Source organism: Rhizobium sp. SVR5-9E (genome assembly GCF_056755095.1).
The window spans coordinates 1-24,341 of sequence record NZ_JBNDHS010000069.1 but is presented as its reverse complement, the minus strand read 5'-3'; the positions used below and the strand labels follow the sequence as shown (position 1 = coordinate 24,341).

Below are 24,341 nucleotides of genomic sequence, written 5' to 3'. Positions count from 1 at the left end.
CAGGGCCGAAATCTAGGCGGGACGAGGCGTGCATGGCGACAGCAATTGCCATTCTCGGCGGCGTCGGGCTGTTCCTGCTCGGCATGACCGTCATGACCGACGGCCTGAAGGCGTTGGCGGGATCCGCCCTGCGCACCGTCCTCGGCAAGGCGGCGTCGACGCCACTCTCGGGTGCCTTCTGGGGCGCTATCGTCACGCTGCTCGTGCAGTCTTCGAGCGCGGTGACGATGACGACGATCGGCCTCGTCAGTGCCGGGCTTCTGACCTTTCCGCAGGGGCTCGGCCTCGTGTTCGGCGCCAATGTCGGCACAACGGGAACAGGCTGGCTGGTGGCATTGATCGGCGTGCGCGTCTCGCTTTCGGCCTATGCGCTGCCGATGATCTTCATTGGCGCGCTGGCCAAGTTGCTGGGAGGCGGACGGATCGCGGCGGCGGGCGGCGCCCTCGCAGGATTCGCGCTGGTGCTCTACGGGCTGACGACGCTCCAGCAGGGCATGGGAGGCCTTGCGGAGAGCCTGCATCCGTCTGACCTGCCTGCGGTGCTCGGCGCGCCGGGGGTTGGCTGGATCTCAGGGTCCGTCGGCCTCATGACCCTGATCGTCGCCGGCTTGGCGATGACCGCGGTCATGCAGTCCTCGACGGCCGCCATCGCGGTCACCATTTCGGCTTTCTACGCCGGGGCGATAAGCCTGGAGCAGGGCGCGGCGCTGATCATCGGCCAGAACATCGGGACCGCGACCAGCTCCGCATTGGCGGCAATCGGCGCCAGCGCCACGGCCAAGCGCCTTGCCCTCGCCTACGTATTATTCAAGGTCATAGCGGCGCTCATCGCGATCATCGCTTTTCCGCTGACGGCGCAGCTGATGAGGGCTTTCGCGGCATCGGTCGACGGGATGACGCTCCTTGCCGCCTACCATACGGCCTACAACGTCGTGGGGGTCGCGGTGCTCCTTCCGGCGACGCAGTGGTTCACCCGTATGGTGGAGCGGCTCCTGCCCTCCAAGCAGACGGCGCTTCAGAGCGCGCTCGATCCGAGCGCGCTCGCCAGTCCGGTGATCGCGGTGGAGACCGCCCGGCGTGTCGTGGCAGACGTCCTCACGGCAACCGCTGCCTCGGTTTCCCAGGCGCTTTCGAGCGGGGCCGGACGCACAGCGCAGAGCACTGCGGCCGCCGCCGCACTCGAAGAGGTGCGGGACTTCCTTTCCGAATTGAAGGAGCCGCCCGAGACGGAGGCCGAGCGGTTCCGCATGACGAGCACGCTGCATGCGCTCGATCACGTCTCGCGCCTCGTGGAAGTCGTGGCGGAAAGTGGGCTCTCAGGACAACCGGCCGGAGTCCCCCATGACCTTGGGGCCGCCGAACTGTGCAGACAGGCCATGCGTGCGGCACAGGCCGTTGCCGGCTCCATAACATCGGAAGCCGCCCTCGGCCCGCAGGCCGCATCCATCGGCTGGAACGTTTCGTCCGAGGTGGAGGCGGCGCTTGCCGAGGTAGAGGGCGCAGCGAGGAAACTCGACGCGCTGCAGCGGGATCATCACGCCGCAACCCTCGCCTCGGTCGCGGCGGGAAAGTTGACCGCCGCGGAGGCGTTCACGCGGGTCGACGCCGCCCGGCGGCTCGATCGGATCGCATATCATGCCTGGCGTTCGGCGGCGTATCTCCTCGGCCGCGGCGCGCATGACGATCTAAGCCCGCGGCACCAACCCGTGAGCACCATGAGCGAAGGCAACGATAATGAGCCCAGCTGAGACTGCAGCTTCAGGCAGAGCCCCAGGGCTTTAATTTCAGATTACGAACAGCCGCCCCTATGGCAGCCAAATAGCAAACAGTAATCTGTTGACAGTTTTCAATTCTTCGCTACATTTTCGCTAGCCAATTCCAGATACGCGGAGTCCGATGTCTGCGAACACTCGGGAGGTGTGATGGCGTTCTTGAAATTGCAGGGCCTTACCAAGAGCTACGGTTCGTTCTTGGCTGTAAAAGGCGTCGATCTGTCCGTCGAAAAGGGAAAGCTTGTTTGCCTGCTGGGGCCGTCGGGCTGCGGCAAGACGACGACGTTGAGGCTGGTAGCCGGCTTCGTTCCGGCCACCGGGGGCGAGATTCACGTCGGGGGGAAGACCGTTTCGTCCGCGAAGTCGACGGTGCCGCCGGAGGGGCGGAACATGTCGATGATCTTCCAGAGTTACGCACTATGGCCGCATATGACGGTCTTTGAGAACGTGGCGTACGGCCTTACCCTGCGCCGACTGTCGAAAGCACAGATCGCCGAAAGCGTGCGGACAATTCTGTCGGCAACGCAGCTTCTTGCACTGGAAAGCCGCTACCCGGGAGAACTGTCCGGCGGCCAGCAGCAACGCGTGTCGCTGGCGCGCGCTCTGGTCATCAAGCCGGAGATCCTGTTGCTCGACGAGCCGCTATCGAACCTCGACGCCAATCTCCGCGAAGAGATGCGGTTCGAGATCCGCCGGCTGCACGACGAGTTCCGCTACACCACCGTCTATGTGACCCATGATCAGGCCGAAGCCATGACGACGGCGGACATGATCGTCGTCATGAATGACGGCCGCATCGAACAGGCGGGGTCGCCGGAGGATATCTACGAGCGGCCGGCAACCGAGTTCGTCGCTCGTTTCATCGGCGGAACCAATATCCTGACGGGGACGCGCCGTGACGGCGACACCGTTGGCTGCGACGGTGGTCTGGTCTTGCGCTGCGGCAGCGGCAGTCCTGCGCACGAGGGGAGAACGGCCGTTTCGATCCGCCACCACGACATCGAACTGTCATCGGTGCGGCCCGCCGGAGAGACCAATGTGACGGTCGGTACCGTCACGCGCCAAATCTATCTCGGTTCGCACCGAGACTATCTCGTTTCGATTGCTGGTGGAGAAGTGGTGCGCACCGTAGCACCGGTCAACGTTGCGATCCCGGTCGGCCAGGAGGTTTGGCTGACGTTTCCGCCAGAGAAGTGCCGGGCGCTCGCGTCGTAAAAAAGGGAGGAAGTAGATAATGTGGAAGAAAGCATTCGCAGGGGCGCTTTTCGCCTCGGCATTAATGGCGTCGTCCGTCGCCTTCGCCGAGGCGCCTGCCCCTTACGCCGTGACGCCGGAGCTCGAAGCCGCGGCCAAGGCCGAGGGCAAGGTGGTGTTCTACACCGCAACCGACGTGGCGGTCGCCGAGAAGCTCGCCGAACTGTTCAAGACCAAATATCCAGACATAGCGGTTCAGGTGGAGCGCGCCGGCTCCGAGCGCGTATTCCAGCGCATTGGCCAGGAATATTCGACCGGGATCTACAATGCCGATGTCATCGAGACGTCGGACGCAGTGCATTTCGAGTATTTCAAGCGGCAGGGCTGGCTTGCACCCATGGTTCCGCAGGAAGTGGCCGATAAATGGCCGGCGGATGAGCGTGATCCAGACGGCAATTTCGCCGCCTATCGCGCGCATCTGTCGGTCATGGCCTATCGAAGCGACCTGCTCAAGGAAGAAGAAGTCCCGAAGTCCTGGAAAGACCTTCTCGACCCGCGCTTCAAGGACAAGATGGTGAAGGCACATCCGGGCTATAGCGGCACGATCATGACGTCAACCTTCGTACTCAGTCAGTTGCTCGGCTGGGACTATTTCGAAAAGCTCGGCACGCAGAACATCATGCAGGTACAGTCGTCGACCGAGCCTCCGAAGAAGCTTGCTCAGGGAGAACGGGTGCTTGAGGTCGACGGCAACGAATACAACATCTTCCGCCTGATCGACGAAGGCAAGCCGATCAAGATCGTCTATCCCGAGGAAGGCACGCCGCTTGCCGTCGGCAATGCCGCAGTCTTGAAGCAGGCGCCCAACCCGAACGCAGCCAAGCTTTTCTACGCGTTCCTGTTCTCGCTGGAAGCGCAGCAACTCAACAGCGACTTCGGCGGCCTGCGGTCGTTCCATCCGGACGTCAAGGAAAAGGCCGACCGCACTTCGCTGTCGAAAATCAAGATCCTGCATTCCGACCCCGCCAAGCTCGAGCCTGAAATCCAGGCGATCAAAGCCAACTACGAAAAGTATTTTGGGACGTAAGCCATCATGACCAGTAACGCTCAGGTTCAGGGTCGGCGCCGCGGCATCGACCTTTCGTGGCCCACCTTCGCTCTGCTGACTCTCATCCTGAGCGTCCTGGTTCTGTTGCCATTGTTCTGGCTGGCCTATTACAGTTTCCGCAGCGATACCGACGGCTCCGCAACCCTCGACAACTTCGTCACCCTGGTTGCGGATCCGACTCTGCTGCGGTCCTACGGACTGGCGTTCGGCATGGCGCTTGCCGTCGGCATCCTCGCCTGCCTGATCGCAACGCCGATGGCCTGGCTGGTTGCCAGAACCGATCTGCCGGGACGGCGCATTATCCGCATGCTGGTGACGGCATCCTTCGTTACGCCGCCGTTCCTCGGCGCCATCGCATATGAAATCCTTGCCGCACCGAACAGCGGCATCGTCAACATTGTCTATCGACGCATCTTCGGCCTCGATTCTTCGGCCTATCTCGTCAACATCTACACCTTCGGCGGTCTCGTTTTTGCGATTGCCTGCTTCACCTTCCCATACGTCTTCACGCTCGTGGCCAATGCCCTGGACCGCGTACCGTCGGATCTCGAGGATGCGTCCTCGATCCTTGGTGGAAAATCAATGACGACGCTGCGGAGGGTGACCATCCCGCTGGTGTTGCCGGCTATGCTGGCCGGAACGCTCATCGCCATCCTCCAAGCACTGACGATGTTCGGTTCGCCGGCGATCCTGGCCCTGCCGGCCGGCTTCCATGTCATCACGACCAAGATCTGGAGCCTCTTTCAGTTTCCGCCCCGCCTTGGGGTGGCGGCTGCAGCCGCCCTGCCGCTGCTGATCATTACCATCCTTCTTTTGCGGACCCAGAAGGCAATTCTCGGCCGCAAGGGTTATACCGTGCTTGGCGGCAAGAGCGGAACGCCGCGGATCACCAAGCTCGGACCCTGGACGTGGGTCGCCACCCTCTTCGTGTTCTGCATCCTCAGCCTGACGATCATCCTGCCCTATCTGGCGATCCTGAAGACGGCGTTCACGGGAACGGTGGGCGACCCTATCAATTTCAGCACGCTGACATTGCGCCATTGGCGGTTCGTGCTCTTCGAATTTTCGGCGACGCGGCTGGCGCTTTGGAATACCTTCCTGCTCGGCTTCCTGACGGCTACCGCCGTCACGGCGATCGCGCTGATCGTCTCCTATCTGGTGATCCGCCGCTCGTTGCCAAATTCCAGCTTTCTCGGCGTTCTCGCCACGGCGCCGGTTGCAATTCCCGGGATCGTACTCGGCGTCGGGCTTTTCCTCAGCTATGCCAATCCGACGTTTCAGCTGTACGGAACGATCTGGATCCTGCTGATAGCCTTCATGACGATCGAACTTCCGGCAGGCTACCAGCAAATGTCGTCCGCCTTCTCCGGCGTTCATCCCGAATTGGAGGAGGCCGGGCGGATCGTCGGCGCCTCGCGGCTGAGAACGCTATGGGACATCACCGCGCCGCTGCTTCGCACGAGCGTCGTGGCCGCATGGTGTTTCGTCTTCGTCGGTACGATCCGCGAGCTTTCCGCGACGATTCTCCTGACCACGGCCAATACCAAGCTCGTTTCAGTGATCATCTACGATCTGAATGAGAGCGGCGATCTCGGGGCAATCTGTGTTCTCGGCATTATCCTCCTTGCGGCATCATTTGCCGTTGTTTTTGTCGCCAACCGGGTTCCTGTTCTCGGCGGTTCACAGATGAATGCGCGGGGTTGAACGATTTGCGGGTTCCTTTAAAGACTGCAGGTCCCGGTTGTCGGCAGGATCGCCAACGACTGGAATTGCTGATAAATGGAAGTCGTAGGAGCAGGCCGGCAGGCTTCACCGCCTACTCCTTCTCAATGGACCCTTAACGATGGCCTGCTCATGTCGGACTTAACGAACCTACCGCCCAATCTATCCGCAATCGATTTCCTTCGCACTCGTTCGCTGGCGAACGTGGTGCAGGCCGAAATCGAGCGGATGATCATCGATGGTGAACTGAAGCCGAACGAGCGCGTGAATGAAAACGGCCTGTCGCAGCGCCTGGGTGTGAGCCGCGGGCCGATCCGCGAAGCCTGCAGCGCCCTGGCCGCGATGGGTCTCATCGAGATCATTCCGAACCGCGGTTTCTTTATTCGCGCCTTGACCAACGACGAGGCCCAGGACCTTTCAGAAGCGCGCGCCGGCGTCTTCGGCTGCATGGCGATGATGCTTGCCGAGCGGATTACCGATGCGCAGATTGCCATTCTGCGGACTCTGTTGCAGCGCATGGATGAAATCGTCGAGCTCGGCGATGTGCATATCTATTATCCCGTCAACCTCGAATTCCATAAGCAGATCGCTCACATGGCGGGAAACAATCGCCTGGAACTCATGTATCAGAGTTTCGTCCGCGAGCTACACATACAGCGCTACCGCGCGCTTTCGAGCCATGACGTGCTGCAGATCTCCAACCAGGAACATCGGGCGATCGTCGACGCGCTCGAGGCTCGCGATCCTGTTCGCAGCCTGATCGCCGCCCGTACCCATATCCTCAACGGGATCGTTCGGACCCGCCAAGCCGGTCCTTGACGGCCCGCGCGTCCCGCCGCGTTTCCTAATTCATTCCCGCTTGCGTTGTGCGCTTCGCGCATCGACCACTCGCGTCCGTTTTGTAAACGAAAAACTGTTGACAATTGACAATTTCCAACGCACTGTCGCCTGAGAATTACTCACTAGAAATGCGACAGGAGGAATTGGGATGGACCAGAACAAAGCGGCGGATGTGGCTCTAACAAAATACGTTGCCGAATTCGTGGTTGGTACGAAGTTCGAGGAGCTTTCGGCAGAAGTCGTGGAGCTCGGCAAGAAATCGATACTTGACGGCTTCGGTCTGGCTCTTTCTGGTTCCGTTGCCAAAAGCGGTGAATTGGTCCGTCGCCATCTCGACGATCTCGGGCTTGCGAGAGGCACTGCGACCGTGATCGGCGGCGGCCGCAAGATCGCGCCTCGCTTTGCTGCGTTTGCCAACGGTGTTGGCATCCACGCCGATGATTATGACGACACGCAGCTCGCCGTCGCCAAGGACCGCGTTTATGGCCTGCTGACGCATCCGACGGCTCCGGCGCTGCCGGCGGCATTCGCAATGGGAGAGGTGCTCAAATCCTCGGGCAAGGATTTCCTGCTGGCCTATCATCTGGGCGTTGAAGTCGAGTGCAAGGTTGCCGAGGCGATCGCGCCGCGCCACTACCAGACAGGCTTCCATGCGACCGCTACCTGCGGAACGTTCGCTGCGGCCGCCGCCAGCGCTCGGCTGATGGGCCTCGATGTCGACACTACCTTACGGGCCCTGTCCATCGCCGGTAGCCAGTCCGCCGGCTTGCGTGAAAACTTCGGGACGATGACGAAACCCTTCCATGCCGGGCGTTCATCGGAAAGCGGCGTCGCCGCCGCCCAGTTTGCCTCCTACGGCTGGACAGCCACGCCCCGCATCCTCGAGGCGCCCCGCGGATTCTTCGCGGCTGCGGGTGGTGGCTATGACCAGAATGCCATCTTCGGCAAGCTCGGCGCTCCCTGGACTTTCGCCAATCCCGGCATTTCCATCAAGCCGCATCCATCGGGCTCGCTGACGCATCCCGGCATGACGGAAATGCTGCGGTTGATCAAGGAGAACGGCATCCGGGCCGAAGAGGTGAAACGCGTCCGCGTCGGCACCAATTCCAATATGCCCAACGCGCTGATCCATCATCGTCCCAAGGATGAACTGCAGGCAAAATTCTCCATGGAATTCTGCATGGCGATCCTGCTGCTCGAAGGCCGTGCCGGCCTCAACGAATTCACCGACGCCGCCGTCGAGCGCGAAGATGTACGCGCAATGATCGAGAAGGTCGATTTCGTCATCGACGACGAGGCGGAAGCGGCGGGCTACCATCTGATGACGACGCTGATCGATATCGAGCTCACCGACGGCCGCAGGATCTCCGGCCGCGCCGATTTCGGCAAGGGCAGCCCGGCATTCCCGATGAGCTACGACGAAGTGGCCGACAAATTCCGCGAGAATGCAGAATTCGCCGGCATGGCCAAAGGCAAGGCAAACGAGATCGTCGAACTGGTGCGCAGACTCGAGGCGTTGCCGTCCCTCGACGAGTTGTCGGCCCGCCTGATCTCCGTCGCCTGACGCGATCGACATCGCGATGCCGAATTCGGAACTATCAGGCACCGGCAGCGACACATATGTCTTCGGCCGCACCATTATACGGATCGGTCTGGCAATCCTGATCGGCATCGCGGGCGCTTTCGTCGCCAAAGGCATCGCGATGCCTCTTCCCTATCTGCTCGGTCCGCTCTTGGCTTGCGGCATGGCGGCGATTTTGGGGACTCCCATTGCACCGCTTCCGTATGGACGGGAACTTGGTCAGGTCGCCGTGGGCTTGGCGATTGGGCTCCGCTTCGTGCCGGCTGTGCTTGTCACCACTGTAGCTCTGTTGCCCTTCATGTTGCTTTCGACCGTTCTCATCATCGCCGCCACCATGGTCGCGGCTCTGATGATCCGCATGCTCGCCGGCATCGACGGCAAAACCGCGTTCTTCGCGACCGCAGCGGCCGGTCTTGCGGAGATGGCGGTCGTCGCGCACCAAAAGAACGCCGACAGCGATACTGTCGCCGTCGTCCATCTTATCAGGGTCACGTCGATCGTCACTATCGTTCCGTTCCTTGTGACGCTGTTCGGCGAGGATGGAGGCATTCAGCCGGTAACGATCCCGTTCCACGCCGACGCCGCGCCGCTGATCGCTCTTTTTATCGTCGCTGCCGTTGCGGCGTTTCTGGCGCGGCGGCTGAAACTGCCGAACACCTGGCTTCTTGTGCCGGCGATCATCGCGGGCATCGTTTCAGGGTTCGGTTTCGGCCCCTTCGCCATTCCGTCGATCGTTCTCACCATCGCCCAGATCGTCATCGGCATTTGGCTCGGATGCCGTTTCCGACGCTCATTGCTTGGGCGATTGTCGAGGGTGACGATGTCGGCACTCGTCACCACGACCTTCCTGTTGGCGATCGCCGCCGGCATCGCCTGGCTGCTTTCCGCTGCCACGGGCCTCTCCTTCGTGACCAGCCTGCTCGCCGTCGCGCCCGCCGGAGTCACCGAGATGGTGCTGACGGCGGCAGCGATGCATCTGGATGGCACCACCGTCACCGCCTTCCAGATCACCCGCATCGCCGTCGTCATGACGACGATCCTGTTCACCCTTCGGATATTCGAAGCTCTTTCGCGCCGTATCGACGCCTCCTGCAACTGAAAGGACTGCTCTTATGACACATCATCTCGTGATCGGGATTCTGAACGGCGATGACATCGGCCTCGAAATCGTGCCCGCCGCCGTCGAGGTCACCCAGGCTGCCGCAGCCATGACCGGCCTCAAAATTGACTGGCGACCGATGCCGATCGGCAGGACGGCGCTCGATACGATCGGCTCGACCTTTCCGGAGGGTACGATGGAGACGCTCGCCAAGATGGACGGCTTCATCCTCGGCCCGATTGGCCATCAGGCCTATCCTAAGGTACCGGGTGCCATCAATCCGCACCCGATCATGCGCAAGGGCTTCAACCTCTTTGCCAATGTCCGGCCGACGAAATCCTTTCCCGGCCTGGGTGCGATCCACGAAAACATCGACCTAGTGATCGTGCGCGAAAACAACGAGGGCTTCCAGCCGGACCGCAACGTCGTGGCCGGCTCCGGCGAATTCCGCCCGACGGAGGACGTGACGATCTCGGTGCGGGTCATCACCCGGCTTGGGTCATCACGCGTCGCGCGCGCGGCGTTCGAGATTGCCCAGCAGCGCAGGAAGCGTCTGACGCTGGTTCACAAGGACACCGTCTTCAAACTCGGTTGCGGCATGTTCGTCGAAGAATGCCACCGCGTGGCGCAGGAGTTCCCGGATGTCGCCGTCGACGAGGTCATCGTCGATACGATGGCGATGCGACTTATCCGCGATCCCCAGAGTTTCGACGTCATCGTGACCACCAACATGTTCGGCGATATCCTGACGGATGAAGCGGCCGGTCTCGTCGGAGGTCTCGGCATGGCGCCGGGCCTTTGCATCGGCGAAGGCAATCTGGCCATGGCCCAGGCGACCCACGGCTCGGCGCCCGATATCGCCGGCAAGGGCATCGCCAATCCTTTCGCGATGATTGAGTCAGCCCGCATGATGATCGAGTGGCTGGGCCATAACCGCAAGATCCCTCAAGCTGTCGAGGCAGCATCGGTCATGCAGAAGGCGATCGCGACAGCACTTTCAAACCCCGCGACCCGCACACGCGATATCAAGGGAACCGCTGGCACCGCCGGAATGACGCAGGGCATTATTGCAGCCCTCGGCTGACGTGTCTTGCCGAAGCGATCTTCCGTCCGCGAGCTTATCGCTGACGGAAGACGCGGCGTTCATCGACCGGCCGGTAGCGGATCCTGCCCATTGAAGAACTTCCAGAACGCATCGTAGATGAGATCCGGCCGCTGCTCGGCGGGATAGTGCCCGGTCGGCACGGCCCAGCCTAGCAGATCAGGCGCCCAGGGCTTCCACGCGTCGAGCGGCGCAAAATGGCGGCCGCAATGGCTGTTGGAGCCCCAGAGGACCAGAACCGGGCAATCGATCGTCCGCTTGCCGTAGTCAGCCGTGTCCATGGCCATGTCGACGCTGACGGTGGCGCGATAATCCTCGCAGACCGCATGGATCTGTTCCGGCGTCGTGCAGCGCTTATATTCCGCCATCGCTTCCGGGCTGAAGATATCGAGGCCGACGCCTTTCTTGTTGAGCTTGTAGTCGATGTAATAGCTGAGGTCGGCGGTCAGCAGTTTTTCCGGGAACGGCGCCTTCTGGGCCATGAAGAACCAATGGTAGGCTTCCAGCCCCCAACCCAGCGTCACATTGGTGAGCGCATGATGCGTCGGGACGATGTCGAGAGCCGCCACACGGTCGATCCGCTTGGGGAAATCGAGGGCCATGCGGAAGGCCACTCGGGCGCCGCGATCATGTCCGGCAACTTGGAACCGCTCGAAGCCGAAATGCGACATGACGGCTGCGTTATCCTCGCCCATGGTCCGGAACGAGTAGCCAGAATGATCCTCGCCGCCATCAGGCTTCGAACTGTCGCCATAGCCGCGCAGGTCGGTTGCGACGACGGTGAAGCTCCTGGCAAGCGCAGGCGCGATCCTGTGCCAGCTTACATGGGTCAGCGGATTGCCATGGAGCAGAAGCAGCGGTGGTCCCTCCCCGCCGATCGCCACGTTGATCTCGGCGCCGGCGGTCTGCACGCGCTCATATCGGAACCCGTGCATCAACTTGCCCTTCTCTTCGAAGAACGAAGGCATTTCAGATATCGGCCTATTCGGGGGCAACCGCATCATATTCTCCTCTTGTCTAACGTCGACGAAACCGGAAATCATAAAGTCATGTCACGCCCATTTTTGGTAAACTGTCAACAATTTATAATTGACAATCGTGAGAAATCCCGGCATGCGAATAACAAATGCACCGTCAATGCGAGGAGTTGGTCCATGAAGACGTATGACATCGCAGCCATTCCCGGCGACGGGATCGGCAAGGAAGTGGTTGCTGCGGGACTTCGCGTCCTTGAGGCCTGCGCTGCCCGCGACGCTCACTTCGAACTGAGGGTCGAAAATTTCCCCTGGGGCTCGGATTACTACAAAGCCAATGGCGTCCTGATGCCCGAGGGCGGCATCGAGCGCCTGAAAGCATTCGACGCGATCTATTTCGGTGCGGTCGGTGCGCCCGATGTGCCTGATCACCTGACGCTCTGGGGATTGCGCCTCGCCATCTGCCAGCCATTCGACCAATATGCCAATGTTCGCCCGACCTGTATCCTGCCCGGCATTCGGAGCCCGCTTCGGGACGTTACGGCCGACGATCTCGACTGGGTCATCGTCCGCGAAAATTCGGAAGGCGAATATGCCGGCCAGGGCGGGCGTTCGCATCGTGGCCTGCCGGAGGAAGTGGCGACGGAAGTCTCGATCTTCACCCGCGCCGGCGTCAGCCGCATCATGCGTTTTGCCTTCGAACTGGCGCAATCGCGTCCGCGCAAGCTTCTGACCGTCGTCACCAAGTCGAATGCCCAGCGCCACGGCATGGTGCTCTGGGACGAGATCGCCCGTGAGGTCGCCGCCGATTATCCCGATGTCACCTGGGACAAGATGCTGGTCGACGCCATGACAGTCCGCATGACGCTGCAGCCGCAATCGATCGATACGATCGTTGCGACAAACCTGCATGCCGACATTCTCTCCGACCTGGCTGCTGCGCTCGCAGGCTCGATCGGCATCGCGCCGACGGCGAACCTTAATCCGGAACGAAAATTTCCTTCGATGTTCGAACCCATTCACGGTTCCGCCTTCGACATCACCGGCAAGGGAATCGCCAATCCCGTCGGCACCTTCTGGTCGGCGGTGATGATGCTGGAGCATCTGGGCGAATCCACGGCGGCCGCGCGGCTGATGCGTGCCATCGAACGCGTTACCGCCGATCCGTCGCTGCACACGCCGGACCTCAAGGGCACCGCCACGACCGAGATGGTAGCGGACGCCGTGTGCGCCACCATCCTCGGTGACAATGAATAAGGGAGATCGACGTGCCGTCCAAACGTCTGAAGATTGCCGCTATTGCCGGCGACGGCATCGGCAAGGAAGTGATGCCCGAGGGTCTGCGCGTCCTCGAAGCGGCCGCTGATAAATTTGGGATCGATCTCGCCTTCGACCATTTCGACTTTGCCTCCTGTGATTATTACGCCGCGCATGGGCGGATGATGCCGGGGGATTGGAAGGCACAGATCGGCGGGCACGACGCGATCTTCTTCGGCGCCGTCGGATGGCCGGAAGCCGTGCCGGACCATATCTCGCTTTGGGGCTCGCTTCTGCAGTTCCGCCGCGAGTTCGACCAGTATGTGAACCTGCGCCCGGTGCGCCTGATGCCCGGGGTTCCATCGCCGCTCGCCGGCCGCAAACCGGGCGATATCGACTTCTTCGTCGTGCGCGAAAACACCGAAGGCGAATATTCCTCGATCGGCGGCAGGATGTATCCCGGCACCGAGCGCGAGATCGTCGTGCAGGAAACCGTGATGAGCCGCGTCGGCATCGACCGGATCCTGCGTTACGCCTTCGACCTTGCCCGGAGCCGGCGCAAGAAACATCTCACCTCTGCCACGAAGTCGAATGGCATTTCGATCACCATGCCTTATTGGGACGAGCGCGTCGAGGAGATGGCGAAGAGCTATCCGGATGTTCGCTCAGACAAATATCATATCGACATTCTGTGCGCGCATTTCGTGCTCAATCCGGATCGTTTCGACGTCGTCGTCGCCTCCAATCTTTTCGGCGATATCCTCTCCGATCTCGGTCCCGCCTGCACCGGCACGATCGGCATCGCCCCTTCGGGCAACATCAATCCGGAGCGCAATTTCCCGTCGCTGTTCGAGCCGGTCCACGGTTCCGCGCCCGACATTGCCGGTAAAGGAATTGCAAATCCGATCGGCCAGATCTGGGCCGGAGCCATGATGCTCGACCACCTCGGCCATCCCGAGGCAGCGGCAGCCATCGTCTCTTCGATCGAGAACGTGCTCACCAATCCCGCTTCGAGGACCGGAGATCTTGGCGGCAGCGCCGACACGGTGACCTGCGGCAAGGCCATTGCCGAAGCGCTTTTGGCAAGATCCCTCCCCACCCTTCAAACATCGAGGCAATCATGAGCCGAGAGCTTCCCGTCATCGCCCTCACCCCAGGCGATTGCACCGGCATCGGGCCGGAGCAGACAGCCCGCATTCTTCACGACGGCCGGATGCTGGAGACTGCCCGTATCGTCGTGGTCGGCGATATCAGGGTGCTCGACCTCGGCATGCGCCAGGCCGATGTTCGCCTTGAATACCGGCGCTATGACAGCCCTGCGGTCATCGACTGGTCGGACAAGACCATACCGATCATCGACCTGAGTAATGCCGATCCCTCTCTCTATGCGCTGGGCATCGGCAGCGCCGAGTCGGGCCGCATCACCGGCGAAACCCTGGCGCGGGCGATTGATTTTGCAAAAGCCGGCGAGGTCGACGCAATTTCCTTCGCGCCGCTGAACAAGCGTGCGATGTATGACGGCGGATGGCGTTTTCCGGACGAACACAAGATGTTTGCCCACCTGCTTGGCCATCGCGGCTATTTCAGCGAGATGAACGTGCTCGACAATCAATGGATGTCGCGCGTCACGTCGCATGTGCCGCTACGTCAGGCTGTGGATCAGATCGACCGTGCGGCGATCGAGAATGCCATCGAATTGTCGGTGACGATGATGCGCAAGGCCGGCATCGTTTCGCCTCGGCTCGCCGTTGCTGCCCTCAACCCGCATGCCGGAGAAAACGGCCTGTTCGGAATGGAGGAGATCGAGATCATCCGCCCGGCGGTCAAAGCCATGGCTGCCAGGGGGTTCAATTGCGAGGGGCCGTTCCCGTCGGATACCGTCTACCTGAAAGCATTCGCCGGCGATTATGATGGCGTGCTTGCCATGTACCACGACCAGGGCCAGATCGCCACGAAGATGCGTGGCTTCAACCGCGGCGTCACGGTGACCGCCGGGCTCGACACCATCTTCACCACGCCGGCGCACGGCACCGCCTTCGACATCGTCGGCAAGGGCATTGCCGATACGGGTGCATTCGAGAACGCCATCAGGCTGGCAAGCAGGCTCGTCCAATTCAAGCGGCTCGCCGCCTAGAAGCCCAGGAGATTGGGCGCGGCCGATGCTGCGGCTGCACCCAAGCCGCCGAGGATCAGCAAGATCAAGACCGGGAATTTCGGGATCCAATAGAGGATCGCGCCGGCGAGGCTGGCGATCACCACCGCGGGCATGCCGCCATCGGCCACGCGGAACAGCGAGATCACGCCGGCGATGATCAGGCCGACGCCGACAGGCGCCAAACCCTCGCGCATGGCGCGATGCCATTTTTTCTGACGATGTGTATTCGTCAAACGAAACACGGTGTAGCAAAGCAGCGACGACGGCACGAAAAGCGCCAACGATGCCACCAGCGCTCCGAGCCAGCCCGCAACCTTCCATCCGATGACTGTTGCCAACATCATCCCCGGCCCGGGGGCCGCTCTTGAGACCGCGAAGAGATGAATGAAATCCGATGCGCTAATCCAGGCGTGCACATTGACCGTCTCGTTCTGGACGCCGGCGATGATGGCGCCGCCGCCGCCGATCGAGGTCAATGAAAACGGAATGAAAACCAGAGCTAGGCCGATGAGCAGACCGTCACGCATGTCAGCTCCTCCGCCAGGCCATGGCGACGCTGATCGGGGCAATGGCAAGCGCCACCGGTAGCAGCGGCCACTGCAGCACGCCGACCAAAAGTGCGGTCACACCAATGATGACCACCGACGGCGGAAATCGCATGGCGCGGCGAACGCCGTGAACGCACATCATCAGCAGCAGGCCGATTGCCGCAAAGGCGACACCATTGGAAATGACCGGCAGCAGTGCATAGCCGGCAAACAGATCGAACAGTTTATAAAGCGCGATGACCGCAAAAAACGGACCGACGAGGAAACCAACGACACAGGCGACCGCGCCCAACGGTCCGCGCAATTGCTCGCCGATGCAAATCACTAGGTTGACGACATTGGCTCCGGGCAGCATCTGCGAAATCGCCAGGCTGCTTGAAAAATCCTCCTCGTCAATCCATTGTTTGCGCAGCACGAATGCCTGATAGATCCATCCCGAAAGGCCGCCGCCGAAACTCAAAACGCCAATCCTGAAGCACAGAAAAAACAGAGCGGGAAGGCTCGGCCGCGGAGAGGAGAAGGTTGGCTCGGATAGAGACATCGGGCAATGTCCGTCACTAATGGGTTGGGACGCAGGACGCGGTCATCGTTCGGAGAGCGGCTGGCGGCCGTGGTCCGTCTTCCGACCGAGTCTCGCTTCGGTCGTTAAGGCAGGAACGCCCCCCCGTTCACATGCAGGGTTTGTCCGGTTGTGAAGCGAGCATTGGCACTGGCGAGATAGCGGACAGCCGCGGCCACCTCCTCCGGCGTGCCGCGACGCCCAACCAGCGTGCGCGTGGTCTGGTGGTGCGTTGGTTCGGGGCCCGTCGACGTATGCTGGCGGTTGGTGTCGATCATCCCCGGGGAGACGAGGTTGACGGTCACGCCACGCGGACCGAGCTCATGGGCGAGCGCCTTCGTCAGTCCGTCGAGCCCCGCTTTTGCCGAAATGACATGGGCACGATGCAGTGCGCCCGTGTATGCAGTGAGGCCGCCGATATTGATGATCGTGCCCTGCTTGCTAGTCAGCAGATGCGGGATAGCCGCACGGCTCATGAGGAAGGCGCCGTCAAGGGTGACGCCCATCACTTCGCGCCAGTCGGCAAAGGAAAGCGCCTCGACCGGTGCCTCGCGGCGGATGGCAGCATTGTTGACCAGAATATCGAGGCCACCGAAAGTCTCGACCGTCTGGCTGACCAGCCGCGCGGCATCCTCCTCCTGCGATACGTCGCCCAGCAATACCGTCGCCGGGCTGCCCGCCGCCTCTACTTCGCGCGCCACCGCTTCCGCCGCCGCCCGATCCGACCGGGCAACAATCGCGATTGCGGATCCTGCTTCCGCGAGCGACAGGGCAATCGCCCTGCCTATATTGCGCGAGGCGCCGGTGACGAGAGCCACGCGGCCTTTCAGTTCATGATTTTCCCGCATCGCGCCGCTCATGCTCTTGCCGCCGAGAGATCGACACGACCGCCGTCCGCGACCCGGTCGAGCCCGTTGCGCAGAGCCTCGATCGCACCGCCTGAAAAGCCACCGAAGCGGAGATTGGCCTCGAACTTCGACAGCAGTTCGCTGTCGGGCAGTGGCTCTTGGGCGCCGCCACGCATATGAGGCTGGCGGAATTCGCGCACGGTCCCGTCTTTCAAAACTGCCTTGAGATGTCCGGTAAAATTGCGCGGATAAGGATCGTTCGGATCGATCTCATAGGAGACCTTTGCCGCTAGCGCCCTGACTTCCGGGTCCATCACCCGCTCGCCGGTGAATTGGCCGAGGCCCGCCTCTCCGTCGATGAAGCCGACCGCTATGCAGAAAGGCGTCGAGAATTTGCCGGCGTAACCGTTCGGCGGCCGATGTTTTTCAGCAAGCGGCTCCCATAGCCGGTGAACGGTGCCCTCTCCCACATTGCAGCTAATGGACACGATGTCCTCGGCCCTTACACCTGACGCCGCCAGCTTCTTGGCGCAATCGATGAACGGCTGCGTCATCGTCCCGCAGGCATAGGGTTTGAAGGCGAGGGTCTCGAGAATCCAGTCCTTGCCAAGACCGTCCACCAACCGGCTGAAATCCGGGACCTTCGAGGGCGCGAAGGCTTTATACATGCCGTTGACGCCTTCAAATACCGTCAGCGGACCAATGAAGCCGCCTTCGGCCATCAACGCGGCCCGGAGGCCTGCTTGTGCCGCGGCGCCGGCGTGCAGACGCTTTGTCGAACTGCCGTCAGCCAGGTATTCGATGATGCCAGAGGCAAGGCTTCCGGAAATGCCGAGCGCCCGCGCGATCGTTGCGGCGTCGAGGCCGAGTGCCGCGCCGGCGGCGGCGGCAGCAGCCGGCGCACCGAAGATGGCGGTCGGGTGAAAGCTTGCCTTGTGTGTCGCCTGCGGCGCGACCAGGCTCATGCGGCACATGAGCTCGGTGCCGACAGCAATGCCGCGCATGACGGCGCGGCCATCGAGGCCGCGTTTTTCGGCGATCGCCAGGACCGCCGAGACGATGACTGCGCCGGCATGAATCGGCCCGCCTTCGAACGTGTCGTCGTAGTCCTCGCCGTGCGCGGCGGTTCCGTTGACGAGGGCAGCGTCATATAAACCAAGTCCCTTGCTATGACCGAAGGCCGTGCAGGAGCCTTCGTCGACGGCACTGCAAAGAGCCGCCCGGACATAGTCCGTGTCGCGCGCAGCGATCGCAAGTGCGATGACATCGAAAACGAGGCGACGGCAGACGGCAGCTGCCGCAGCCGAAGGGGATGACGTGGCCGCAAAGGCCGCGAGCCTGCTTGCCACAGGCGTCGATGTCGGAGCGGCTACATTCATGAATGGGCTTCCTCTAGTTTACTCTTGCGGACATCACGAAGTTCGCGGCCGATTGAGAAGATGACGAAAATAAGGGCGAGGGACAACAGGCAGACGGAGATCGGGTCCTGCAGGAAGATCATCAGGTCGCCGCCAGAAAGCACCAGCGAACGCCGGTAGCTCGACTCCACCATGTGGCCAAGGACAACACCGAGGATCATCGGCAGGACCGGGAAGCGTGTCAGCCGCATCAGATAGCCAACCAGGCCGAGTACCAGCGCAATCCCGAGGTCGAACAGGCTGTTGTTGAGCGTGAAAATGCCCGACAGGATCAGCGCGAAGATGAAGCCCGAACGATAGTGCCTGGGTCGGTTCACCAGCCAGATGCAGGCCGGCAGGATGAGGATACCGATGCCGATCTGGGCGATGATGGCGATGAACGAGCCGACATAGATGCTGTCGATCACCTGGGCGCTCTGTTCGAAAAGGCGCGGGCCGGGAATGAGGCCGTGCATCAGCAACCCGCCCAGCAGAACGGCAGTGGAATTGGAGCTCGGAATGCCGAAGCTCAAGAGTGGAATGAGCGCGGTGCTTGCGACGGTATTGTTGGCCGCTTCCGGGGCCGCAACGCCCTCTTCCGATCCCTTGCCGAACAACTGCGGCGTCTTCGACCAGCGCCTCGCCTCGTTATACGACATGAAGGCGGCGATGGAGCCCCCGCCGCCCGGCGTCAGACCTTCGAACAGTCCGAGCACGCAGCCGATGAATTGCGAACGCTTGAGCTGGTTCATCACCGAAAGGCTCGGCAGCTTGATCTTGATGCTGGCATTCAGCTTCGTCCCGGCAATCGAGCCCGATTGGCTCATCAGTTCGGTGAGCGCAAAGAGGCCAACCATGACGAGGACCGGTTCGATACCGCCGAGCAAGTCAGGAATATCGAAGGTAAAGCGCGTGACGCCGGAGATGGGGTCCGTTCCGACGGTCGAAATCATCAGACCGACGGTGGCGGCCGAAAGTCCCTTGATGAGCGATCCGCCGCTCATGGAGGCGATGACGCTGAGGCCAAGGATGCCGAGACCGAAGTAGGACGCCGGCGTGAAGGCGAGCGCCAGCCAGGATAGCGGCTCGGTCAGCAAGATGAGCATGGCGAGCCCAAACAGGCTGCCGACGACGCCGGACATCAGGGAGATGCCAAGGGCCTCGCCTGCGCGGCCTTGGCGGTTCATCTCGTAGCCGTCGATGACGGTTGCGGCGGAAGAATTGGTGCCGGGCGTCCTGATCAGGATCGCCGGGATCGAGCCGCCATATTCGGCGCCGATGTAGACGCAGGCCAACAGCGCAATCGCCTGGGCCGGGTCCATCGTATAGGTGAACGGCAGTACGAGCGCCATGGTGATGGAGGCCGAGATACCCGGCAGTGCGCCGCCAAGAATGCCCCAGGTGAGGCCGGCGATGGCGACAAAAACGAGCGGCGTTTCCGTCAAAAGGTGGATGATGTCCCAGAGCGTGGTCATCAGAACAATCCTTGAAAAATCAAGCCCATCGGCTGGTGGACCCCGAGCAATTTGACGAATACCGCCCAATAGAAGACGCCGCCGCCGATCGCCGCCGCGACGACCACCCAGGTTCGAGGCGCACCTTCGTAGAGAGCAACGGCCCCGATCATCAGCGCGGTGGCGATGATGTAACCAACGAAGGGCAGCAGGAAGATATAGGCCGCCCCGAACAGCAGGAAGCCGATGGCGCGCGGCAGACGGGCGTTGTCGTCCTCGTCGTCGGAGCCCGCTGCCGCCGCTGTCCGCAACCGGGCAACCAGCAACGCCCGGGCGATCAGGATGACGGCCAGAATCGCGAGGATGACGGATAGGACCTGCGGCAGACCGCCGGCACCCACCTCATCTGACAAAGTGCTGTCGGCGATCTGTGTGGACCATGTGTAGTAAGTGCCGGCGATCGCAAGCAACACTACGCCGCTGATAAGATCTTTGTTCATGAGATAGCCCTCAGGTAAAAAATTGGGCCGGCGAACCGGCCCATGCCTATTACTTGATGGCGCCCGTCGACTTCAGGAACTCTTCTGTCGTGGTGGCAAAATTGTCGACGAAACCGGGATATTCCTTGTGCCCGATCAGCTGCGGCACCAGCACTTCGGCTGCATAAGCCTTCTGATAGTCGGGATCGGCGAGGACATTTTTCACAGCCTCGTCCCAGATCGCTGCCGTTGCGTCAGGAATGCCTTTCGGGCCGGCAAGGCCGCGGAACTTCACGAGCGTGACGTCGAAGCCCAGTTCCTTGACCGTGGGGACATCCGGCTTTGCCGCAATACGCTCCGGATTGAACGTGGCAAGCAGGGTGATCTTACCGGCATCGAGCTGCGAGCGGACCTCCTGAATTTCGCCGATGCCGATATCAAGCGTGCCGTTGAGCACATTCAACATCATGTCGCCGCCGCCCTCATGGGTGACGATGGCCGGCGTCACGCCAGCCGCGCGCTTCAGCTGCTCTGCGGCCTGACGTTCCAGCGAAGCAGGATTGGCGGCGCCCCAGCGGCCACGTTCCTTCTTGGCATGATCAATGACATCCTGCAGCGTCTTGTAGGGACCGTCTGTCCGCGTATAGATCACCTCGCTGTCGAGGAAGATGTTGACCAGCGGCTGCATGTCCTTGTAGGTGCTCTGCGGCTTGCTCATCAGCGACGTGTAGATGTAGGTCGGCGTTGTCGCGTAGAAGACGCTGCCGTCGGCGTCGGCCGAGGCCACACGGGCCATCGCCTTGGCGCCGCTGCCGCCCTGGATATTTTCGACGACGAACGTGGCGTCGATGTATTTGCCGAGGTATTTCGTCATCTCGCGTAGGAAAACGTCGCTGCCGCCGCCCGGGCTCGAATGCGTGACCAAGGTCACAACCTTGGCCGGATAAGGCAGCGGGTCCGCCTGAGCGGAGGTACCGCACAGAAGGCCCATCGCGGCCATTCCAAATGCCGCTTTTCCAAGCAATTTCATAAATTTCATGTTCTCTCTCCCCTTTTTAAATGCCGTTTCTCCCGTAACGGCGCTCCCTCTAGTCTTAGTTATTCCGCGGTGAGCTCCTCACGACATGGCTTTTCGCATCGTCACCGCTGATCAGTGATATGAGACGACCGATATCGGCACCGGTATCGATGCCGCGCACTAGCGCCAGCAACTCGTCCTGGGCGCCGGTATCGATGACGCCTTCGGCGCACATGCGGAACTTGCCATCGAGTTCGTCATCGCTGACCGGATTGGAAGGTCCGCCGCGATAACGCTCGTCCGCCCATTGCACAAGCGTGCGCCCATCCTTGGTGAGCACCTCGATGCGCGAGCGGATCTTGTCGTAGCCGAGAGCATCGATCTCGAGATCATTGATGACGTCGGTGCGCGCCTGCAGATCCTGCATCGCCTCTCCGGAAACAAATGCGTCCTCGAATTCGTGATGGCTGGCGCGGCGGCACAGCACGATCATGGCGAGCAAGGCCGGCATCGAGAATTTCGCCTGCAGATGGTTGCGAGCAATCGGATAGCGGATCGGCTCGATGATATTCTTGCCGGCAAAGAAACGGATACGATCGACCTCTTCGGCCTTCAGATCGTGATCGAGAACCAGCTTCAGCATGGCATCCATCGATTGATGCGTAAGAATGCCGGAGGGATAAGGCTTGACGCTGACACCCGGAGTGACGATTGTCAGCGGCGCACCGAATCCGGCCTTTGCCTTTTCGGCATCGAAACCCTCGCCCATTACGGAAAAGAAGCCCCAGGTTCCGTCGAGCGCTGCCGGATCGGCCTCGAAACCACGCGAGGCCAGCAAGGCGGCGGTGATGCCGTTTTCGCAGGCGCGGCCGACATGCAGCGGCTTCGTCATCGTGCCGAAATTGACGCGGATACCTGCAGCAAAGCTCGCTGCCAATCCGAGCGCGTGAGCGAGCTTGTCCCCTTTCAGGCCTAGGAGTTTGGCCGCCGCAGCGGCCGCGCCGAACGTGCCGACTGTACCGCTTGTATGGTGGCCGCGGCGGTAGTGGCGCGGCGTCATCCATTCGGAAATCTTGCACTCGACCTCGAAGCCCACCTGGAAGGCGAGCATGAGGTCGCGGCCGTCGACATTGCCAAGCGTGTTGCCGACCATCAACGCGGCCGTGAGCGGTGGAACGGAGGGGTGCGTCAGCAAGCCGTAGACATGGTTCGGATCGTGGGAAACTTGTGTGTCGTCCCAGTCATGCGCGTGTCCGGCGGTGCCCCAGACGCGGCCGGCAAGCGCCGCCGGCACCCTCGTCGCACCTGCGCCCGGCAGTGGCGCGTCGCCGCGCCCGCCTTGGGAAAGTGCATCTTCGACAAGGATCCGCACCGACGGCTCGCGGCTGCCTGCGAGATAGAGCCCGAAGGTATCGACCATGCAACGGCGGCCGATGACAAGGGCTTCACCCGGCAAATCAGCATAGGTCGTGCGCTCGATCAAACGTATGGCCTGGGCCGTAATGTCGGATATGGTATTCACGCGTTCAGATCTCCTGGTTCTCTATTTTAGGTTCGGGGCCGTTGACATCAGCCGCTCTTTAGCCGCTTCGACATGCCGCGCATGGGCGAGAGACGCCCTCGCTGGATCGCGCGCCGCGACGGCGTCGACCATGGCGTGATGCTCCTGATGGGACGCATGCATCGAATCGCCGAGCATCAGGTTGCGGGCGCGGTAGAGCCGGAGTTGCTTGACCAACGTCATATATTGCTGGGCCAGCGTCGGATTGCCGGCGCTGACGACGATGAACTCGTGAAAGACAAAGTTGATTTTGACGTATGCTTCGAAATCGTTTGCGGCGACGGCCGTATCCATCTCGGCGATGAAGGCCCTGAGCTGATTCACTCCCTCATCGGTGATACGCTCGGCCAAAAGTTTTCCGGCAAGGCCGAAAAGCACGGCACGGACATCATAGATATCGCGGGCCTGAGCCGCAGTCAGGCGCCGAACGAAGAAACCGCGATTTGGTACCTGCTCAACAAGTCCGGACGAATCCAGGGAGCGCAACGCTTCTCGCACCGGGCCGCGGCTGATGCCGAAGCGCAGCGCCAGCTCCTTCTCGTTGACGTGATCTCCAGGCGCAAATTCGCCACCGAGAATGACACGCTCGATTTCCTGCTCAAGCAACATAGGCAGAGAGTTAGATCGAAGAATGTCGATTGCATTCAGTGTCATTTTGGCCACCTCTTTACAGCCGTGTAGTATGCTGAATGTCAATTGTCAACAATTTATTGTAGTGTGACCGCGGCGCCCACAAGTGCAGAATCGTTCGATGTAGTCCCCGGTCCATCAATATGGACGCCGGTCTGCCGGCCGACCGGGGATCTTAGGCGCGTGCGTCGATCAGCATGCGGACCTGTGATGGGATGACGTTGGCGGCATTCGTTTCGTCGAACCAATCGCATGATCAACCTTGGTTCGGTTGCGCGCCGCTTGGAAAGGAGAGCGGCATCGCAGAGTTGGCACTGATTGCGGAATCCGGCGCAGACGATATTGCTCTGGCGCTGCAGGAAATCCTGCGCGAGCATCCTCTCTAGTTAAGCTGCCTGCCTACCGAGAGGGTGCTGCGCTTGGAGACTTCCGACCGTTTCAAACTCTTACCACGAGGTAGCGGCAGGAGCGGCGGCGCCACCGAAGGCATAGACGATCTTCCCGCGCATTTCACGAACGTCGGATCCTACTGTCTGGCGGCGTTCACTGCGCGCCGCCTCGGTTGGCGGCTCAGAGAGGGCGATGGATAAGCGAGCGAGAAGCGCGTTGAGGCCGGCGACTTCCCGGCCGAGCGCGTGGCTTGCGGCCGTCGATGCTCCACCATGGCCGCATTCTGTTGCGCTCCCTGATCGATGGAATTAACGGCATTGTTGATTTCGCTCAAGCCAACCGACTGCTCTCGCGCCGCCTCGACGATCGCTGCCACATGCCGACTGATTTCCTCGACCTCGGCGGCAATACGGTCGAGCGAGGCACCGGTCTTATCGACGAGCTCAAAAGCGCAGCTCGTCGACCGTAGCGTGACGCGCCGGGGCGCATGCTGGGGACGGCGGGCAAGTTTTCCCGGTCGACCAGCATGACCGTTTCCTCAGACGCTCGCGATCAGGCCGCCGTCGACACGGATAACGGAGCCCGTCAGATAGGAAGCGCGGCTGCTCGCCATGAAGGCGACCACGTCGGCATATTCCTGCGGATCACCATA

24 protein-coding genes are annotated in these 24,341 nt (G+C 61.5%); 13 read left to right on the top strand and 11 right to left on the bottom strand.

The genetic code is table 11. The features are described 5' to 3' along the window. Positions 1-32 precede the first annotated feature (32 nt). From ACPYOJ_RS24935 to ACPYOJ_RS24900, 8 genes are all read left to right on the top strand, one after another. The gene (locus tag ACPYOJ_RS24935) at positions 33-1,748 is read left to right on the top strand and encodes a Na/Pi cotransporter family protein (protein WP_481418638.1); all 1,716 of its coding nucleotides are present in this window, start codon (positions 33-35) and stop codon (positions 1,746-1,748) included. A gap of 174 nt (positions 1,749-1,922) precedes the next feature. Next, entirely contained in the window at positions 1,923-2,987 is a 1,065-nt protein-coding gene (locus tag ACPYOJ_RS24930; RefSeq protein ID WP_168830099.1) for an ABC transporter ATP-binding protein, read from the top strand. Between the two features lie 19 nt (positions 2,988-3,006). Then, entirely contained in the window at positions 3,007-4,053 is a 1,047-nt protein-coding gene (locus ACPYOJ_RS24925) for an extracellular solute-binding protein (protein ID WP_481418637.1), read from the top strand. 6 nt (positions 4,054-4,059) lie between these two features. Further along, entirely contained in the window at positions 4,060-5,778 is a 1,719-nt protein-coding gene (locus tag ACPYOJ_RS24920) for an ABC transporter permease (RefSeq protein WP_168830097.1), read from the top strand. Between the two features lie 150 nt (positions 5,779-5,928). Further along, positions 5,929-6,615, top strand: a complete 687-nt coding sequence (locus ACPYOJ_RS24915) for an FCD domain-containing protein (RefSeq protein ID WP_481418636.1) — start codon at positions 5,929-5,931, stop codon at positions 6,613-6,615. Positions 6,616-6,784: 169 nt separating this feature from the next. Further along, positions 6,785-8,200 carry an MmgE/PrpD family protein gene (locus ACPYOJ_RS24910; protein WP_481418635.1) on the top strand — a complete coding sequence of 472 codons (1,416 nt, stop codon included), beginning with the start codon at positions 6,785-6,787 and terminating at the stop codon, positions 8,198-8,200. Between the two features lie 16 nt (positions 8,201-8,216). Next, the gene (locus ACPYOJ_RS24905) at positions 8,217-9,317 is read left to right on the top strand and encodes an AbrB family transcriptional regulator (protein WP_481418634.1); all 1,101 of its coding nucleotides are present in this window, start codon (positions 8,217-8,219) and stop codon (positions 9,315-9,317) included. Between the two features lie 13 nt (positions 9,318-9,330). Further along, positions 9,331-10,401, top strand: coding sequence for an isocitrate/isopropylmalate dehydrogenase family protein (locus ACPYOJ_RS24900; protein ID WP_481418633.1), 1,071 nt, complete (start codon positions 9,331-9,333; stop codon positions 10,399-10,401). Positions 10,402-10,460: 59 nt separating this feature from the next. On the opposite strand, the gene ACPYOJ_RS24895 is transcribed toward ACPYOJ_RS24900, so the two are convergent. After that, positions 10,461-11,420 (bottom strand): alpha/beta fold hydrolase, encoded by a 960-nt coding sequence (locus tag ACPYOJ_RS24895; RefSeq protein WP_481418632.1) that lies wholly within the window; start codon positions 11,418-11,420, stop codon positions 10,461-10,463. A gap of 153 nt (positions 11,421-11,573) precedes the next feature. Between ACPYOJ_RS24895 and ACPYOJ_RS24890 the strand changes: the two genes are divergently transcribed. The 3 genes from ACPYOJ_RS24890 to ACPYOJ_RS24880 are packed head-to-tail and all read left to right on the top strand — an operon-like array spanning position 11,574 to position 14,784. After that, positions 11,574-12,650: a tartrate dehydrogenase gene (locus ACPYOJ_RS24890; RefSeq protein ID WP_481418631.1), complete on the top strand. Its 1,077-nt coding sequence runs from the start codon at positions 11,574-11,576 to the stop codon at positions 12,648-12,650. A gap of 11 nt (positions 12,651-12,661) precedes the next feature. Further along, positions 12,662-13,774 (top strand): tartrate dehydrogenase, encoded by a 1,113-nt coding sequence (locus tag ACPYOJ_RS24885; RefSeq protein WP_481418630.1) that lies wholly within the window; start codon positions 12,662-12,664, stop codon positions 13,772-13,774. Further along, on the top strand, positions 13,771-14,784 hold the full coding sequence (locus ACPYOJ_RS24880) for a PdxA family dehydrogenase (protein ID WP_481418629.1): 1,014 nt from the start codon (positions 13,771-13,773) through the stop codon (positions 14,782-14,784). Before ACPYOJ_RS24885 ends, ACPYOJ_RS24880 begins: the two co-directional genes overlap by 4 nt. On the opposite strand, the gene ACPYOJ_RS24875 is transcribed toward ACPYOJ_RS24880, so the two are convergent. The 9 genes from ACPYOJ_RS24875 to ACPYOJ_RS24835 all read right to left on the bottom strand — a co-directional run bounded on the left by ACPYOJ_RS24875 (position 14,781) and on the right by ACPYOJ_RS24835 (position 23,323). After that, positions 14,781-15,332 (bottom strand): chromate transporter, encoded by a 552-nt coding sequence (locus ACPYOJ_RS24875; protein ID WP_481418628.1) that lies wholly within the window; start codon positions 15,330-15,332, stop codon positions 14,781-14,783. The genes ACPYOJ_RS24880 and ACPYOJ_RS24875 overlap by 4 nt on opposite strands. 1 nt (position 15,333) lies before the next feature. Then, the gene (locus tag ACPYOJ_RS24870) at positions 15,334-15,894 is read right to left on the bottom strand and encodes a chromate transporter (RefSeq protein ID WP_481418627.1); all 561 of its coding nucleotides are present in this window, start codon (positions 15,892-15,894) and stop codon (positions 15,334-15,336) included. Positions 15,895-15,998: 104 nt separating this feature from the next. Continuing rightward, complete coding sequence (locus ACPYOJ_RS24865) at positions 15,999-16,772, bottom strand: SDR family NAD(P)-dependent oxidoreductase (RefSeq protein WP_481418626.1); 774 nt, start codon at positions 16,770-16,772, stop codon at positions 15,999-16,001. After that, a complete protein-coding gene (locus ACPYOJ_RS24860; protein ID WP_481418625.1) occupies positions 16,769-18,139 on the bottom strand; it encodes an MmgE/PrpD family protein in 1,371 nt (456 codons plus the stop codon). The genes ACPYOJ_RS24865 and ACPYOJ_RS24860 overlap by 4 nt, the downstream gene beginning before the upstream one ends. Continuing rightward, positions 18,136-19,632: a tripartite tricarboxylate transporter permease gene (locus tag ACPYOJ_RS24855; protein WP_481418624.1), complete on the bottom strand. Its 1,497-nt coding sequence runs from the start codon at positions 19,630-19,632 to the stop codon at positions 18,136-18,138. The genes ACPYOJ_RS24860 and ACPYOJ_RS24855 overlap by 4 nt, the downstream gene beginning before the upstream one ends. After that, the gene (locus ACPYOJ_RS24850) at positions 19,632-20,111 is read right to left on the bottom strand and encodes a tripartite tricarboxylate transporter TctB family protein (protein WP_168830084.1); all 480 of its coding nucleotides are present in this window, start codon (positions 20,109-20,111) and stop codon (positions 19,632-19,634) included. Before ACPYOJ_RS24850 ends, ACPYOJ_RS24855 begins: the two co-directional genes overlap by 1 nt. Before the next feature lie 49 nt (positions 20,112-20,160). Then, positions 20,161-21,129, bottom strand: coding sequence for a tripartite tricarboxylate transporter substrate binding protein (locus ACPYOJ_RS24845; protein ID WP_481418623.1), 969 nt, complete (start codon positions 21,127-21,129; stop codon positions 20,161-20,163). 55 nt (positions 21,130-21,184) lie between these two features. Continuing rightward, positions 21,185-22,630, bottom strand: a complete 1,446-nt coding sequence (locus ACPYOJ_RS24840) for an MmgE/PrpD family protein (protein WP_481418622.1) — start codon at positions 22,628-22,630, stop codon at positions 21,185-21,187. A gap of 21 nt (positions 22,631-22,651) precedes the next feature. Further along, the gene (locus ACPYOJ_RS24835; protein WP_481418621.1) at positions 22,652-23,323 is read right to left on the bottom strand and encodes an FCD domain-containing protein; all 672 of its coding nucleotides are present in this window, start codon (positions 23,321-23,323) and stop codon (positions 22,652-22,654) included. A gap of 191 nt (positions 23,324-23,514) precedes the next feature. On the opposite strand from ACPYOJ_RS24835, the gene ACPYOJ_RS24830 reads away from it, so the two are divergent. Both ACPYOJ_RS24830 and ACPYOJ_RS24825 read left to right on the top strand, forming a co-directional pair. Continuing rightward, positions 23,515-23,685, top strand: coding sequence for a hypothetical protein (locus ACPYOJ_RS24830; RefSeq protein ID WP_481418620.1), 171 nt, complete (start codon positions 23,515-23,517; stop codon positions 23,683-23,685). 266 nt (positions 23,686-23,951) lie between these two features. Then, positions 23,952-24,158, top strand: coding sequence for a hypothetical protein (locus ACPYOJ_RS24825; RefSeq protein ID WP_481418619.1), 207 nt, complete (start codon positions 23,952-23,954; stop codon positions 24,156-24,158). 69 nt (positions 24,159-24,227) lie between these two features. Here ACPYOJ_RS24825 and ACPYOJ_RS24820 read toward each other — a convergent pair. After that, the coding region (locus ACPYOJ_RS24820; protein ID WP_481418645.1) for an SDR family oxidoreductase at positions 24,228-24,341 on the bottom strand (114 nt) is incomplete at its 5' end.